General features: G+C 60.8%; 15 protein-coding genes. 8 read left to right on the forward strand and 7 right to left on the reverse strand.

Translation table 11 applies throughout. From position 1 onward, the window contains the following. Window positions 1-266 precede the first annotated feature (266 nt). From ACODSK_RS26065 to ACODSK_RS26085, 5 genes are all read left to right on the forward strand, one after another. A complete protein-coding gene (locus tag ACODSK_RS26065) occupies window positions 267-767 on the forward strand; it encodes a P-loop nucleotide/nucleoside kinase family protein (protein ID WP_489020026.1) in 501 nt (166 codons plus the stop codon). A gap of 22 nt (window positions 768-789) precedes the next feature. After that, window positions 790-1449 carry an ABC transporter ATP-binding protein gene (locus ACODSK_RS26070; RefSeq protein ID WP_489020027.1) on the forward strand — a complete coding sequence of 220 codons (660 nt, stop codon included), beginning with the start codon at window positions 790-792 and terminating at the stop codon, window positions 1447-1449. Continuing rightward, window positions 1446-2240 (forward strand): ABC transporter permease, encoded by a 795-nt coding sequence (locus ACODSK_RS26075; RefSeq protein WP_489020028.1) that lies wholly within the window; start codon window positions 1446-1448, stop codon window positions 2238-2240. Before ACODSK_RS26070 ends, ACODSK_RS26075 begins: the two co-directional genes overlap by 4 nt. 98 nt (window positions 2241-2338) lie before the next feature. Continuing rightward, window positions 2339-2563 carry a FecR/PupR family sigma factor regulator gene (locus ACODSK_RS26080; RefSeq protein ID WP_489020029.1) on the forward strand — a complete coding sequence of 75 codons (225 nt, stop codon included), beginning with the start codon at window positions 2339-2341 and terminating at the stop codon, window positions 2561-2563. Window positions 2564-2726: 163 nt separating this feature from the next. Continuing rightward, window positions 2727-4283, forward strand: a complete 1557-nt coding sequence (locus tag ACODSK_RS26085; protein ID WP_489020031.1) for an ATP-dependent nuclease — start codon at window positions 2727-2729, stop codon at window positions 4281-4283. Window positions 4284-4332: 49 nt separating this feature from the next. Here the strand turns inward: ACODSK_RS26085 and ACODSK_RS26090 are convergent, their stop codons facing one another. The 4 genes from ACODSK_RS26090 to ACODSK_RS26105 all read right to left on the reverse strand — a co-directional run bounded on the left by ACODSK_RS26090 (window position 4333) and on the right by ACODSK_RS26105 (window position 8032). Next, window positions 4333-5292, reverse strand: a complete 960-nt coding sequence (locus ACODSK_RS26090) for a hypothetical protein (RefSeq protein WP_489020033.1) — start codon at window positions 5290-5292, stop codon at window positions 4333-4335. A 123-nt stretch (window positions 5293-5415) separates the two neighbouring features. Next, window positions 5416-6138 carry a hypothetical protein gene (locus ACODSK_RS26095; protein WP_489020034.1) on the reverse strand — a complete coding sequence of 241 codons (723 nt, stop codon included), beginning with the start codon at window positions 6136-6138 and terminating at the stop codon, window positions 5416-5418. Between the two features lie 146 nt (window positions 6139-6284). After that, the gene (gene dksA / locus ACODSK_RS26100) at window positions 6285-6692 is read right to left on the reverse strand and encodes an RNA polymerase-binding protein DksA (protein ID WP_489020036.1); all 408 of its coding nucleotides are present in this window, start codon (window positions 6690-6692) and stop codon (window positions 6285-6287) included. Between the two features lie 2 nt (window positions 6693-6694). Further along, on the reverse strand, window positions 6695-8032 hold the full coding sequence (locus ACODSK_RS26105) for a dihydroorotase (protein WP_489020037.1): 1338 nt from the start codon (window positions 8030-8032) through the stop codon (window positions 6695-6697). Between the two features lie 173 nt (window positions 8033-8205). Here ACODSK_RS26105 and ACODSK_RS26110 point away from each other — a divergent pair, with 173 nt between their 5' ends. Beyond that, the gene (locus ACODSK_RS26110; RefSeq protein WP_489020039.1) at window positions 8206-9999 is read left to right on the forward strand and encodes an ABC transporter ATP-binding protein/permease; all 1794 of its coding nucleotides are present in this window, start codon (window positions 8206-8208) and stop codon (window positions 9997-9999) included. Window positions 10000-10138: 139 nt separating this feature from the next. On the opposite strand, the gene ACODSK_RS26115 is transcribed toward ACODSK_RS26110, so the two are convergent. Genes ACODSK_RS26115 through ACODSK_RS26125 form a run of 3 tightly spaced genes read right to left on the reverse strand, consistent with a single transcriptional unit; the run spans window position 10139 to window position 13546 of the window. Continuing rightward, window positions 10139-10951, reverse strand: coding sequence for a helix-turn-helix transcriptional regulator (locus tag ACODSK_RS26115; RefSeq protein WP_489020040.1), 813 nt, complete (start codon window positions 10949-10951; stop codon window positions 10139-10141). Window positions 10952-11004: 53 nt separating this feature from the next. Further along, window positions 11005-12417: an aminotransferase gene (locus ACODSK_RS26120; protein WP_489020042.1), complete on the reverse strand. Its 1413-nt coding sequence runs from the start codon at window positions 12415-12417 to the stop codon at window positions 11005-11007. A 25-nt stretch (window positions 12418-12442) separates the two neighbouring features. Then, entirely contained in the window at window positions 12443-13546 is a 1104-nt protein-coding gene (locus ACODSK_RS26125; RefSeq protein ID WP_489020044.1) for a polyamine ABC transporter substrate-binding protein, read from the reverse strand. Between the two features lie 453 nt (window positions 13547-13999). On the opposite strand from ACODSK_RS26125, the gene ACODSK_RS26130 reads away from it, so the two are divergent. Continuing rightward, a complete protein-coding gene (locus ACODSK_RS26130) occupies window positions 14000-14584 on the forward strand; it encodes a PAAR domain-containing protein (protein ID WP_489020046.1) in 585 nt (194 codons plus the stop codon). 6 nt (window positions 14585-14590) lie between these two features. Beyond that, window positions 14591-15517, forward strand: a complete 927-nt coding sequence (locus ACODSK_RS26135; RefSeq protein ID WP_489020047.1) for a DUF6402 family protein — start codon at window positions 14591-14593, stop codon at window positions 15515-15517. Window positions 15518-15865 lie beyond the last annotated feature (348 nt).

A 15865-nucleotide genomic window follows, 5' to 3' on the forward strand; every position in this document is an offset into this window, starting at 1 on the left:
AACAGACGTGGGAGCGAGCTTGCTCGCGAAGCGCCGTGTGGACGGCGCTCGATCTCAAGAGCGCCAGAAAAACACCGGCATGCGCTTCGCAAAGCGCCGCGCGGACGACGCTCGATCTCAAGAGCGCTATAAAAATCAAGACATGCATCCGGCCGCTGCCCGGTCAAGGCCCGTGACTTTCATGTTGCCGGTTCCTGTTGTAGTGTCTCGAACACATAAAATGTTACAGGCGCTACACCCACGCCACTGTACTTTGGAACGAAACAGTGACTGCACTCATCGTCTTCAGCGGCCTCCCCGGTACCGGAAAAACCACCCTTGCCCAACAGCTGGTTGCCAGCACGGGGGCGGTCTACCTGCGCATCGACACGATCGAGCAGGCGATTCGCAATGCCGGCGTACTAGCCGGGGGTGTCGGCACCAGTGGCTACCAGGTCGCGCTGGAACTGGCCCGGAGCAACCTGGCATTCGGCCGGCAGGTCATCGTCGATTGCGTCAATCCGGTCGAACAAAGCCGCATGGCCTGGCGAGCGCTTGCCGAGGACAGCGGCGTGGCACTGCTGGACATCCAGGTAGTCTGCTCGGACCAGGTCGAACATCGGCGCCGGGTCGAGAGCCGGCAAGGGGATATTCCCGGGCTGGTTCCGCCTGACTGGCAATCCGTGCTCGAACATGACTATGCAGCCTGGGAGGTTGCGCCCTTCACCATCGACACGGCATCGATGTCCGTAGCGCAAGCCGTCACGGCAATCAGCCGTATGTTGTAGTGCTCCACGAAAAGGAATCACCGTGCCCGCCCTGATCGAAACCAGACACCTCAGCCGGGTCGACAGTGTTGGGCACACCACCCTGCTCGCCCCCACCGACTTCGCCCTGCATGCCGGCGAGCGCCTGACCATCGTCGGCCCCTCCGGCTCCGGCAAGAGCGTCTTTCTCCGCGCCCTCGCCCTGCTCGACCCGCCCGACAGCGGCGAGCTGCGCTGGCTCGCCGAGCCGGTCGGCGCCCAGCAGATCCCCCGCTACCGCACCCATGTCAGCTACCTGGCCCAGCGCCCCGCAATGGTCGATGGCACGGTAGCCGACAACCTGAAGCTGCCCTTCACCCTCAAGGCCTTTCAGCCGCGCCGCTTCGATGCCGATCTCGCCAGCAGGCTGCTGGACCAGGCCGGCAAGCCCGCCAGCTTTCTCGACAAGGCCGTCGCCGACCTGTCCGGCGGCGAGGCGCAGATCGTCGCGCTGGTCCGGGTGCTGCAACTGGCGCCGCACGTGATCCTGTTCGACGAGCCCACCGCCGCCCTCGACCCGCAATCGGCTGCTGCGGTGGAACACCTGGTGTTGAACTGGGCCGAACCCGAGCGCGCGCTGGTCTGGGTGACCCATGACCGCGACCAGGCGCGGCGCATCGGCAACCGGCACATGACCATGGACCAGGGGGTATTGCAGCCATGAACTACCAGAGCCTGTCCTACCTCGACCTGGCCATCGCCTCGGCGCTGATCCTGGTCAACGGGGTGCTCTCGGTCCTGCTCAGGTTGCAACTGGAACGCCAGTTGTTGCTGGCGGGCATCCGCACCGTGGTCCAGCTTCTGGCCATCGGCTATGTGCTCGGCTGGGTGTTCCAGCATGCCCAGTGGTATGTGGTGCTGCCGTTGATGTGCGGCATGACCCTGATTGCCGGTTTTTCCGCCAGCGGGCGTGGCGAACGCCACTATCGCGGCCTGCTCGTCGACAGCGTGGTATCGGTGTGGCTGAGCTCCTGGCTGGTCACCGCCATCGGCCTGCTGGTGATCCTGCGGGTACGCCCCTGGTACGAGCCGCAGTACGCCATCCCGATCCTCGGCATGATCCTCGGCAACACCCTGACCGCCGTGTCCCTCGGCATGGAACGCATGACCCGCGAGCTCGCCGCCCAGCGCGGCCAGGTCGAGATGATCCTGTCCCTCGGCGGCACCCGCTGGGAGGCCGCCAGAAGCGCGGCGGCCCAGGCGGTGCGCGCGGGCATGCTGCCGACCCTGAACCAGATGACCGTGGTCGGCATCGTCAGCCTGCCGGGGATGATGACCGGCCAGATCCTCGCCGGACAAAGCCCGGACGAGGCCGTGCGCTACCAGATCGTGATCATGTTCCTGATCGCCGCGTCCTCGGCGCTGGGCACGGTGTGCGCCGTGCTGTTGACCTTCGGCCGGCTGTTTTCCCCTGCCCACCAGTTTCTCGCGCATCGCCTGGTGGCTCGGCGCTGAACGCGCCCGGCCACGAATTCCCTCATGTTTTTTTGACGTTTTTTTGCCAATTGCCCGCTTAGGGTGGCGGTCCCGGTCATGACAGGAAGCCGTCCCCGATGAAGCCTTACTTCCCCTACCCCTTGTGCGACGAAATCCTCAGCCAGGCCGCCGAATGGTGCCTGCGCCTGCAGGAAAGCGCCTGCACCAGCGCTGAACGCGAGGCCTTCGCGCAGTGGGTGCAGGCCGATCCACGGCATGCGTTCGAGTATGCGCGGGTGCTGGAGACCTGGGAGTTGAGCAACGCCCTGCCGAAGCAGCCGTTACCGGTGAAGCAGGATTGAACCCGCTAGCGCCATCCCTGCCCGTAGCCGCGCGCTAGGCCCCGACCTTGCGGTTTTCACACCTTCCGGCGGATGTCATCATTACGCCATCTCAGGTTCGATGCCTGTCTTCTTTCTTCCTGAAGCAGCTCTACACACGTTTGGCAAACCAAGGAATCCAGTCTTGTACATCCAAAGTTTCTCGCTGTTGGGGCTTCGCCGCCTGCACTTGAATGAGTTCGTCACTGGCACCCCCCTCGATGGCAAGCCCATTACTGAGTACCAGACGTCGAATATCAATATCTTCGTCGGTCCGAACGGTGGCGGGAAATCGACCGTACTGGACATGGTGCGTGCCCTGAAGGACTTCGAGATGCTGAAGTTTCTATCTCGGGAAAATACCAGGCATACCACGATCTCGAGGTCCGTTATTAAATTCCATGACTTCACCACCGTAATGGACTTCAAAAGCCAAGGTGACAACGATTTCATTCTTACCTTCCGGGCTGATACAGAAAATGAAATAGTGCTCTTTCGGGATAACATCCTGCGAACCCAGCCTACTGCACCAAGTGATCTGAATGCTGTCATGCAGAGCATCCCCGCGAAAATCAGTTGGCGAACTTCACACGATGAAACAGACGTTCCGCTCGAAGACTTCGTGAACATCCTGAATAAAGATGCAAGCCACCTGACAGGACTCGCCTCATTCCCCACCCAACCAGGGCAAACGCTTTATATGCAGCGCAATGAGCAGAGGATCGACAAACGGGCGATCAGGGTACGCGGAGACGACGCGCTTTCCATCGATCTGAATGACGATGAGATGGGCAACGACATCCCCGTCAAAATGCTGCCTTCAGGCTGGAGGGCATTTGCGGGGCTATTGGCGTGGTTGAGTGACAGGAAAGATGAAATATGCCTGATCGAGGAGCCTGAAACTCATTTGCACCCTACCCTGCAAAGGCTTTTGATCCAGCGAATGGCAGAAATCGCGCAAAGTAATAGGCTGCAGTTGTTTATCTCCACCCACTCATCCGTGCTCATCGACGTCGCTACCTGGCCCGATGAGAAGCCGCGCCTCTTCGAAGCCAATGGTTTTGCATTGACCGAGCTTACCGACCCTGCGATTGCACTGGCGGGTCTGGGTATCAAGCCAAGCGACATTTTCCAGGCAAACGGTATAGTCTGGATCGAGGGCGCATCGGACAGACTATATCTGCTGCACTGGCTGCAACTGTGGTGCAAGAAAAGTGGCCAAAAGATGCCTGTAGAGAACTTGCACTTCAGCTTTGCGTTCTATGGCGGTTCGATGCTGAGCCATTACTCGGCAGGCCGAACTCCAGGGCTGATCGATATGTTCAGCATCAATAACAACTCCATCGTCATTATGGATCGAGACCTTGACTTCGCTAGGGAAAAAGGCACCGATCGTTGTATTAATGAAAACTGCACAAAATATCAGGTATGGAGTGATTTCCAGAAAAAACAGAACCCCTATAGCTACTGCTGGGTTACCGAAAAATACACAATTGAAAGCTACTTGCCGTCGGCGTTCCGAGAAAAATATTTCAATTACAAAAGTGGCAGACTAGACAAAACTTCTTCTTACTCGAAAGTATCGCTCGCACAAAAATTTGCGGATAAGCACACCACATTCAACAGTAGCTTCGAGAATAATAGCGATCTCCCCCAATGTATCGAGAAATTATTCAACACCATTTCGAAATGGAACACATAACGGTGCTCAGAGCCATAGTTCAGGCCCTTTCTCAATGCGACTTACGCGCTTAGAACAGCAGCGTCCTACTATTGCAGACTACACAGTTGCGAGAACGGCTATAGAAGTGATTGCCCGGCAGTATCTTGCCGTGCTGCGGGCAAAAAACCGCCTTGCAGCTCGGGCAGCGGTGCCATTGGGAAAAGTACGAAGGGTTGTCGTGAGTGCGTCGTTGTCCGCACGAGTAACATACCGTCCTGTCTGCCGACTGGATGTTATCAAGAAACGACAGCCCCACATGGCGAGCGTATATCTCGACCTTGCACACGGAGTCCGCCAGTGTCCCGATATACAGGACGAACCCAGGGTTTCTACTGGCATAGGAGGTGTTCATGCGCATCACATCCTCCTGGTGAGTACGACGAAGATCGGCTTGCCCCAAGAGATTTTGGTACATCTCTTTTTCGGAACTCCATACTTTCTTGTGTATGGCATCACTATAAACATCGTTCAGATGATCGTCAGAATAAATGTGCTGGAAAAGCAACGGACTGAAATCATCAGTATCTCCATATTCACAATCAGGCCTGCCCGGGCTTCTCTGCAATAGGAATGCAACAAATACCAGCTTGCCACTTGTCACTATATTTACTGAAACGCCGTAATTGCCGGGAAAGTGATCATTCCAACCAATCCAGTCGCCACTCGATGGTCCAAGAGCATAATCCGCCCCGTAGCGCTTCTCGTAGGGGTGATTGTGATAAGTCCCGATGAAGGCGGTCGTGTGCTTGGCGATGGGCAGTTTAAGGTCCAGCCAGTTGAACTCCCCAACGATGGGCTGGCCAGCGAGCGACAATCTACCCAGTGCCGGATCCCAGTTCAGACAATTGCCCATCTCCAGCACCTTGGCTTCGGACTTGGCCTTGGTTGCCTTGATAGCGGACTGAAGATAGCCGGGGATAATCAAATACGCCGGCACGCGGTTTCGCGGCTGGGCCAGCTGGAGCGAAACGAATTCGTTGATATCCACCGCGCCGACCTCTCAGGAATGAGTTCGCCGAAATGCTAGCACGGTGCCTCTACTGGATATCGAAGGAAAAGCCGTCGCGCAAAGTAATGCCCTGACGGCAACTCCGGGCGCTGTTCGGAGAACTCAACCCCACCCCGCTGGCACCTCGGCAACCTGGGTGATGGCATTGCCTACCGGCGTGATGAACATGCGCGTCGACGGCAGCGTACGTGGGTTCGGTTCGCCGCCACGCACGCCGGTCCAGTTGGGTATGCCACCCTGTCCTTCGACCTCGGCCAGGCGGGTGATCTCGATGTCATGGGGCTGGAAGGTGGTGAGCAGGATGCGCAAGGGCCGTACCCGCGCCAGGCAGTGCACGGTGTAGCCACGGTTGTTGGCGGCGACCCATTTGTTCGACTGCACATGCCAGAACACCTGCACCGGAATCTGGTCGGCAGAGTATTGCCCCTGGGCAAGCCCGGCCTGCACCAGGGCCAACGGGCTGTTGGCCACGGCATCCGGAAAACCGGGCAAGGCCGCCTGGTTGACGTTCTGGCTCTGGAAGGTGCCGGCGACCCGCTGCTGGCCAAAGTGGATGCGCATCGAGGCGCCGCTGCTGGCGGCCCGGGCCGTTGCCTTGATTTTGTCGATGGTGGGACGGATGCGGTCCGGAATGATGATCGCTTCCAGGCGGTCGTAGAGGATGCGGTCCCAGGCTTTGCGGTACTGCGAGCTGCCCAGCGCATTGCGGGCGAAATGATCGAGGTCGTAGCGCAACCACTCCAGTTGACGCACCCGCGACGGCTGCAGGGTGGCGATAGCTTCGTCCAGCAGGTTGATGTGATTGTCGAGCGCGGTGATGTCCATATCGGGGCCTGCTGAGCTGAGGGATGTAGGGAAAAGATCCTACAATGCTTATGTAGCTATTTGCCATCTACTTGCCATTCACTACCCGGTGCCCGCGCAACCGTCGGACGACTGCTGCACGGGCACTTCACCGTCAATCGCTAGGTTCAACGCACCTTCTGCGTATGCCGCTCCCTCATCTCCTGCCGTTCCTTGGCCTCCACCGACAACGACGCCGTCGGCCGCAGCAGCAAGCGCTGCAAGCCGATCGCCTCGCCGGTTTCCGCGCACCAGCCATATTCGCCCCGGGCCAGGCGCTCCAGGGCTTCGTCGATCTTGTCCAGCAGCTTCTTCTCCCGCTCCAGCACCCGCAATTGCCATAGCCGGGCTTCTTCGCTGCTGCCGATATCGGCCGGGTCGGAGTTGATCTCGTGGTTCTTGAGGGATTCGAACTCTTCGGAAATCCGCGTTTGCAGGTCCTGCCGTTCAGCCAGCAGCAGATTCTGGAAAAAGCCCAGCTGGGCGGCGTTCATGTAGGCCTCTTCGGGCTGTTGCAGCAATTCTTCTTCGGTCATGTTCACTTCCTGAAATTCAGTGGTAGTCCCTGGCAGCCCTCGACCAGCCGCCCCTCGTGCCAGGCCAGTTGCCCGGAAACCAGGGTGGTGCTGATGCGATGGCGGAAGGCGTGCTGTCGGAATGGCGTCCATTGACAGTGCGACAGCAGCGGGTCGAGGTGCACCGGCCGGGCCTGCGCCAGCTTCTCGACCAACACCAGATCGGCCCAGTAGCCCTCGCGGATATAGCCCCGGTCCGGGATGCCGAACAGCTCCGCCACGTTATGGCTGGTCTTCTGCACCAGCCGGGTCAGCGACAGCACACCATCGGCGACCAGCTCCAGCAGCGCCGGCAAGGCGTGCTGGACCAGGGGTAATCCGGACGGCGCCTGGGCATAGGGGCGGGATTTTTCTTCGAGGGTATGCGGTGCATGGTCGGTGCCGATGACATCGAGACGGTCGCAGAGCAAGGCCTGGCGCAGAGCGTCGCGGTCGGCGCGGCTCTTGATCGCCGGGTTGCACTTGATCAGGTTGCCCAGCGCGGCGTAATCGCGGTCATCGAACAGCAGGTGGTGGGCGCAGACTTCGGCGGTGATGCGCTTGCCCGCCAGCGGACCGGGCTCGAACAGCGCCAGCTCGCGAGCAGTGGTGAGGTGCAGCACATGCAGGCGGGTATCGAAGCGCCTGGCCAGCTCCACCGCCATCGACGAAGAGCGATAGCAGGCTTCGGCATTGCGGATCACCGGGTGCCATTCGGGCCCGATCGCCTCGCCGTAGAACCCGCGCAGGCGGGTATCGTTGGCAATGATCGACGGGGTGTGCTCGCAGTGGGCCAGGAGAATGGTCGGCACGCAGGCGAACAGGCGCTCCAGTACCTGCGGGTCGTCCACCAGCATGTCCCCGGTGGAGGCGCCCATGAATACCTTGACCCCGGCCACCTCGGCGGGATCGAGGGCGGCGACCACGTCGAGGTTGTCCTTGCTGACGCCGAAGTGAAAGGCGAAGTTGGCCACCGAACTGCGCGCCGCCCGCTGCTTCTTGTCGGCCAGCGCCGCCAGGGACAGGGTCGCCGGGTTGGTGTTGGGCATGTCCATGAAGCTGGTGATGCCGCCGGCCACCGCCGCCCGCGACTCGGAATGAATGCTGCCCTTGTGCGGCGCGCCGGGTTCGCGGAAATGCACCTGGTCGTCGATCATGCCGGGCAGCAGCCATTGGCCACAGGCATCGATTTCCACGGCGCCAGCCTGGTTGCTGATCAACCCGGCGACCTTCTCGATCCGGCCATGGGCGACCAGCACATCGGCGCAGACGGTGCTGCCTTCGTTTACCACGCAGGCATTGCGGATCAGGACTCGGGTCATGGCAGGTGGTTGCTCTTGAACGAAAACGCAATGTTATAACACTTGAATTTGTGTATCGTCGAGCCCTGCCGGCACACCACAAAGCCGCCGGTAAAAACCATTAAAGATTCCTTCACCCAGCCTCCGGCCGTCCTCATCTACGCTCAGCTCACCACTCTCCCGGAAATCCGCCCATGGACATGGACTGGCATCAAGCCTTGCAGGAGAGCCTGCGCTGGCTCGCCCTCACCTCCCTGATCACCTTTGTCGGCCTGGCCCTGTGTGCCCGCCTGGCCATCCGTTTCACCCGTTGGGGGCGGCAGTTCTGGCAGATCGCCGGCCCCTGGCTCAGCCCCAGGCACAGTTGGCGGCCGTTGCTGGCGTTTGCCCTGCTGCTGTTGCTGACCTTGTTTGCGGTGCGCCTGAACGTGCTGTTCTCGTTCTGGTACAACGGTTTCTACAGTGCCCTGCAGGGCCTGGACCAGACGGCGTTCTGGTACCTGCTCGGGGTCTTCGCGGTACTGGCCACGATCCACGTGTTCCGCGCCCTGTTCACCTACTACGTGACCCAGGCCTTCAGCATCCGCTGGCGCACCTGGCTGACCGAGCGCCTGACCACCGACTGGATGGCCGGCGACGGCTACTACCGCGGGCAGTTCCTGGAACATCCGGTGGACAACCCGGACCAGCGTATCGAGCTGGACATCAACGCCTTCGTCACCGGCTCGGTGACCCTGTGCCTTGGCGCGGTCAGTGCGCTGGTCTCGCTGGTGGCCTTCACCGGGATTCTCTGGGGCCTGTCGGCGCCGCTGACGGTGGCCGGGATCGAGGTGCCACGAGCGATGGTGTTCGCCGTGTACATCTATGTGCTGATCGCCACCTGGATCGCCTTCAAGCTGGGTAAACCGCTGATCCGCCTGAACTTCCTCAATGAAAAACTCACTGCGAACTTCCGCTATGCGTTGATGCGCCTGCGCGAATACGCCGAGAACGTGGCCTTCTACCAGGGCTCGCGAATCGAACGGGACACCCTGCTGGGGCGCTTCTCGGCCTTGATCGTCAATGTCTGGGCGCTGGTCTACCGGAGCCTGAAATTCGACGGCTTCAACCTGGCGGTGAGTCAGGTGGCGGTGGTGTTTCCCTTCATTCTCCAGGCGCCGCGTTTCTTCAGCGGGGCGATCAAGCTGGGCGATGTGATGCAGACTTCCCAGGCCTTCGGCCAGGTGCAGGACTCACTGTCGTTCTTCCGCTCTTCCTACGACACCTTCGCCCAGTACCGCGCGACCCTCGACCGTCTGACCGGTTTTATCGATGCCAACCAGCAGGCGCGGGAGCTGCCACGGGTGGCCCGGGTCGAGCAGGCCGATGCCCTGGAAATCCGCGACATGCAGGTATCACGGCCGGATGGCCAGCGCCTGCTCGGCGACTTCCGGCTGAGCCTGGTACCCGGGCAGTCGCTGCTGATCAAGGGCCCCTCTGGCTGCGGCAAGACCACCCTGCTGCGCGCCATCGCCGGGCTGTGGCCGTATGCCGAGGGCGAGGTGCATTGCCCTGGGCCTGACTCGGCGCTGTTCCTGTCGCAGCGGCCGTACCTGCCGCTGGGCATGCTGCGCACGGCGGTGGCCTACCCGGCAATCGGCCTGCCGGACGACGACCAGCGCCTGGGTCAGGCCCTGCGCGAGGTCAACCTCGGACACCTGGTGGACAAGCTGGGCGTCAGCGATGACTGGGGGCGCATCCTCTCAATCGGCGAACAGCAGCGCCTGGCCTTTGCCCGGGTGCTGGTGAACCAGCCGAAGATCGTGTTCCTCGATGAATCCACCTCGGCGATGGACGAAGGGCTGGAGCATGCCCTGTACGGGCTGCTGCGCGAGCGGATGCAGGACAGCATGCTGGTCAGCGTCGGGCACCGGGCGACGCTGGCGGGGTTTCATAGCCATCATCTGCTGCTGGATGGGAATGGGGGGTGGAAGGTGGCTGAACAATAGAGAGCACATCCGTACTCCTTGTTGTTTTTGAGGGTGTCATCGCCGGCAAGCCAGCTCCCACAAGGTCCGGTACATGCAGTACCTGTGGGAGCTGGCTTGCCAGCGATGACACCCTCAACGTCAACACATCTTTAGAAGCTCAACCCTGCCGCAACCACTCGATAAAACAGGCGAACAACTCCGACTGCGAGTTGATCTCCAGCTTCAGGTACAGATTCTTGCGGTGCATGCGCACCGTCTCCGGCGAGATCCCCAGCTCGATGGCCGTGGATTTCACCGAGTGTCCGCGCAGGATCATATGCGCCACCTCCCGTTCGCGATCGGTCAGCACCTGGCAGCCAAAGCTGTCGAACGCCGCCTGCAATCCGCCCTGCTCCGCCCCCGCACCGACTTCCGCCAGGCCATGGCGGCGCAACAGCTCGCGAACCATCGGCTCGACCGCGCGCAGCAGGTCCAGTTGCGCGGTGCTCAACCGGGTGCCGCTGCAGCCCTGGAACAGACTCAGCGACAGCTTGCGGTCCTCGCCCAGGTCGGCGATGAAGTAGCTGTCCTCGCTGCAGCCGGTGGCCAGGTAGTAGGTCTTGTAGTAGTCGCTGTCGAAGAAGTGGTCCGGGGCGATCTCGGCCAGGTGATAAAAGCCCTCGGCCAGGCCGTTTTCCACCGCCAGGCAGAACGGGTCGAGCAGGTAGCCGGCGGCAAAGTAGCGATTGAGCACGGCATCGCGGTGCCGCTCGGGAATGCCCTGCTGGTACAGCAGGCGCGGCGCACGACCACGGCATTCGAGGCTGATCATCATCGACTCCACCGACACCAGTTCGCCGATGGCGGCGGCCAGGTGGGCCAGGCCATCGTCGCGCTGACTGTGGAGAAAGGCCGCCCGCAGCGCATCGTGCCAGCGCTGCAGGGTGCCGAAAGACAGGGTAACGGGCGTATCCGGGGTGACTTGGCTCATGCCCGGCAGTCTAGCCTGCCGGGCATGCTGGCGAACAGGTCGGCGCAGGCTGCTCATAGGCCCTGGTACAGGCCTTCGGCGCGCAGCTCGGCGGCGGTGTCGAGGATGCACTGACGAAGGATCTCGACGATCTCGTCAACTTGGGCATGGGTGATGACCAACGGCGGCGACATCACGTTCAGGTGCATGATCGGCCGCACCAGCAGCCCCCGCGCCTGGGCCTTGCGGTGGATGCGCTCGCCGATGTTCACCGCATCGTCGAACAACGCCTTGCTGGCCTTGTCGGCAACGAATTCGACACAGGCCATCAGCTTCAGGCAGCGCACCTCGCCCACCAGCGGCAGCCCGGCCAGGGTCGCCAGGCGCTGTTCCAGGTAGCCGCCGACGTCCTGCACATGGGCCAACAGATTCTCCCGCTCGATGATCTCGATGTTCTTCAGCGCCGCGGTGCAGCACACCGGATGGCCGCTGTAGGTGAAACCGTGGGTGAAGCAACGGCCCTTGCCCGGCTCGGCGATGACCTTCCAGATGCGCTCGGAGAAGATGCACGCGCCCAGCGGCAGGTAGGCCGACGTCAGGCCCTTGGCGGTGGTGATGATGTCCGGTTGCACGCCGAACAGTTCCTCGCTGGCGAAGAAGGTGCCGAGGCGGCCGAATGAGGTCACCACCTCATCGGCGACGAAGAGGATGTCGTAGGTCTGGCACAGCTCCCACATGCGCCGGAAATAGCCCTCGGGCGGAATGATCACGCCGCCCGAGCCCATGATCGGCTCGGCGAAGAACGCCGCCACCTTGTCCGGACCGAGGGAGTGGATCTTGTCCTCGAACTCGGCCACCAGGAAGTCGAGGAACTCCGCCTCGTCCATATCGTCCGGGGCGCGGTACGGGTTGGGGTTGGAGACGTGGTGGATCAGCTCGTTGGCGTAGTCGAACTCGGGTACCCGGTCGGCGGCCTTGTTGCCGATCGACATGGTCAGGGTGGTGGAGCCGTGGTAGGCGTTGTAGCGGGCGATGATGTGCTTCTTCTCCGGCAGGCCGCGGCAGTTCTGGTAGTACTGGATCAGCCGGTAAGCGGTATCCACCGCAGTGGAGCCGCCGGTGGTGAGGAACACGTGGTCGAGGTCACCGGGGGCCAGTTGCGCCAGCTTCTGGCACAGCTGGATGGCCACGTCATTGGCCATGTCCGAGAACGGGTTGGAATAGGCCAGGCGGCGCACCTGGTCGGCGATGGCCTGGGCCATTTCCTCGCGGCCCAGGCCGATGTTGGTGCACCACATGCCGCCGACGGCATCGAGGAAGCGGTTGCCTTCGGTATCGCGGATATAGGCGCCCTCCCCGGCGACGATGTTCAGCGCGCCCTGCTCGCGGTGCTCGTCGAACATGTGGTAGCCGTGCATGTAGTGGGCCTTGTCGGCTTCCACCAGCGGGTCGGCGGCGAGGGTCGGTGCTTTGCTGGGCATGTTCATGGACAGCTCCTTGGAATAAGTGAAATCAGTAGCCGGTCTTGACCGTGTTCCACACCCGGGTGATGGCACGCATGTCCCGGGCGGACTGGGTTTTCTGGGCAAACAGACGCTGGCGAGTGGCGTCGTCCGGGTAGATGGTCGGATCGTCGCGGATCTCGGCCTTGACCAGCGCCGTCGAGGCGCCGTTGCTGTTGGCGTAATGAATAAGGTTGGTCACCCCGGCCATGTTCTGCGGCTGCAGCAGGAACTCGATGAACTTGTGCGCATTGGCCGCGTGGGGCGCGTCCTTGGGCAGGTAGAGGTTGTCGAACCAGATCAGCGAGCCCTCGTCGGGAATGAAGAAGCTCAGGTGGATATTCTTTTTCGCCTCTTCTGCCCGGGCCTGGGCAGTGGCGTAGTCGCCGGACCAGGTCAGCGCCAGGCAGACATCGCCGTTGGGCAGGCTGGTGAGGTAGTTCACCGAATCGAACTTGCGGATGTAGGGACGCACCGCCAGCAGCAGTTGCTGGGCCGCCTCCAGGTCGGCCGGCGCGGCACTGCGCGGGTCCTTGCCGAGGTATTGCAGGGCCAGGGGAACCACCTCGCTGGGCGCGTCCATCAGGGTCACGCCGCAGTCGGCGAAGCGCGAGACGATCTTCGGATCGAACAGCATGGCCAGCGAGCCGATCGGCGCATCGGGCATGCGCGCCTTGATCTGGTCAACGTTGTACGTCACCCCGGAACTGCCCCAGGTGTAGGGCGCAGAGAACTTCAGGCCGGGGTCGTAGCCTTGCAGGTCGGCGACCACCTTCGGGTCGAGGTTGCTCCAGCTCGGCAATTGCGCCTTGTCCAGTGGTTGGAACACCCCGGCCTTGATCAGCGGCGGTACCAAGGATGCATTGAGCATCACCAGGTCATAGCCGGAGCGGCCGGTGAGCAGCTTGGTCTGCACGGTTTCGTAGCCGTCGAAGGTGTCGTAGATCACCTTGATGCCAGTGGCCTTCTCGAAATCGGCCAGGGTGGTTTCGCCGATGTAGTCGGTCCAGTTGTACAGTCGCAGCGTATTGTTATTGTCCGTTTCGGCGGCCTGCGCGGCGCTGGCGATACACGCCAGCAGCAGGCTGCCGATCACCTTTGGTGCCTTGCCCATAGCAACTCCATCGTGTGACTGCTCGGAATGAGCCGGTGGACCTACTATCGGGAGATTCGGCGGGCGGGAACATAACCCGAATGGGTGGGGGTCGTTTTTGGGTATGCCTGCAAGGCATGGGGTGACTGTCCCGGCCTCATCGCCGGCAACGCCGGCTCCCACAGGGGTCAGCGCCGAACACGGATACTGTGGCTGACCCAGCCCCCCTGTGGGAGTCGGCTTGCCGACGATGAGGCCATCCGCTTCGACATCGATCGGAGCTACGTCGCCACACACCAGAAAAATTAAGCCGTTTCCTGCTGGTAGCTCAGATTAATCCTACATACCCCGCCAAATATCCTGCCCATCCTCCGGGCGGTCGGCCTGCATCCCTTCAGAACACCGGAAAGGTATTGCAGGCCCTTACCGGTCTTCGAGTACGACTCGATTACCCAACCCAGAGGAAATGTAGCAATGGTTGGCTATTTCATACGCCGCGGTGACAAGACCAGTTGTGGTGGCCAGGTCATCGGCTCCGACAGCCTGATCACCATGATGGGCGTCGAACATGCCCGTGAGGGCGACAGTGTCACTTGCGGGGTCACCGGCCTCACCTACCCGATTCTCGGGGGCGTGTCCTTTATCACCAGTTCCGACATACGCGTGGCGGGCACCCTGGACAGCGTCAGCGGATGCCCGTGCAGAGCCACCCTCTACCACTCCTGGACCTACACAACCTACGTGAACGAGGATCCAGCGCCAGCACCGGCAAGTGCCCGGTCGACCAACAGTCAGCCGACAAGCGCTTCTGCCAGTGCCGCCCGCACCAGCGCTGCACCGGCCCCCGGCATATCCGAATCAGAGGAATGCAGCGGCTGCTTCCAGCTCATCAACCAGCGCCACCTCCCTTGCAGCCTGCACAGCTACGCCCTGCTGCTGAACGGCGAGCAGATCGCCGAAAGCCATCTCAATGAAGAAGGCTTCAGCAACATCGGTACCAGCCCTGCTCCCTTGAGCGCACAACTCGCCATTTACGCCCCCTCGCCTGTTCTGGAGTAACGCCCCGTGTCCTTGAAAGATTTCCAACAAACCACCGCGCTGGGGCCGGATGCCCTGTTCATGCTGGAAGGCGCCACTTTCGATACCTCGCCCGGGGGGCGGCACAGGCCGAAGCAGATCGTGATCAATGCCTTGCCATTGACCAAGGTCCCGGTGGCGATGCGAAGGATGGGGTGGCACACGTCGGCTGCTTTGATGCAGCGGTGGTTTGATAGTCCGGGGTGGGAGATGCCGGAGGCGTGGAAAACGAATGATGGACAGCCAGCGCCGTTGGGGCTGAGTAACGCCCACTGCGATGAGAGTATCGTGAAAATGAGCTGGGCAATGGGGTACGAACGCTGCCAGGCCGCAGTTAAAGAGGCCGAGTCCAGGCTCACGACACCGAATGCTGTTAAAAGACTCAGAGATTTACTCCGGGAGTTCGGCTGGAAGGAAGGTGATGTTGTTAGCCTGGGCTCAATTTCGCATTCAGCGAGAGAGATGGACGCGTTCGCTCAGCTTAACTTCACAACCTTTGGAGGTACGGAGGATCCACTTGACGATATGTATGGAGCATTGGGTGCAGCCACATTGAAGGTTGGCGTGGTCGGGCAAACCTTTACGAAGCAAGATCCCGAAACAGGGAAGATTCGAAACTACTTCAAAGTCGAATATGCCGGATTTTATATCCGGGACAACTACGACTTCAATGGCATTCAATTTCTGGGAATATGGACGGAAGATAAAGTCCTTACCAAAAACGAAATGTTCAGAGCAGCCATCCCGAGCGGACAATCGATTTACAAATGGGCAAACGATGAATTTGCCCTCGTGCAAAACTATAATTTCAGAGGCTACAGATCCAAAACCAGCATGGGTGGCGATTACGTCATCTACTCGGACATCCTCTGGAGGAAGCTCGACAGGACAATTGATCTGGACATACTGCCTTGATCTCCGCCTTGATAAAAACAGTTGCTGTAGCAGTCATTATTTTCGGAGTGTGGTCAGCTTCAGAGTGGTGGGAAAAAGGCCTCGCCTCTCCATTGGGAGAACCCATTATCAGTTCCGATGGATGCACTCGCGTACAAGCCTTCAAACCATTCTGGCTACTGCCTGACATGTTCCACGTTGAGTACCCTCCGAATGACGAGGGCAAAGCTCGGAGGTTTTCCTTTTGGGAAGTACCCGGTTTCTTTCGTCTGTATAACCATCAGAGCGGCGAACTCATTGGCGAAACGGTTATTTACGACCTTGAGTTTTCTGGAGGGCCATTGAGGTGGTACCGGTCGGGAGAGGTGT

This window comes from Pseudomonas sp. FG98, from assembly GCF_057808595.1.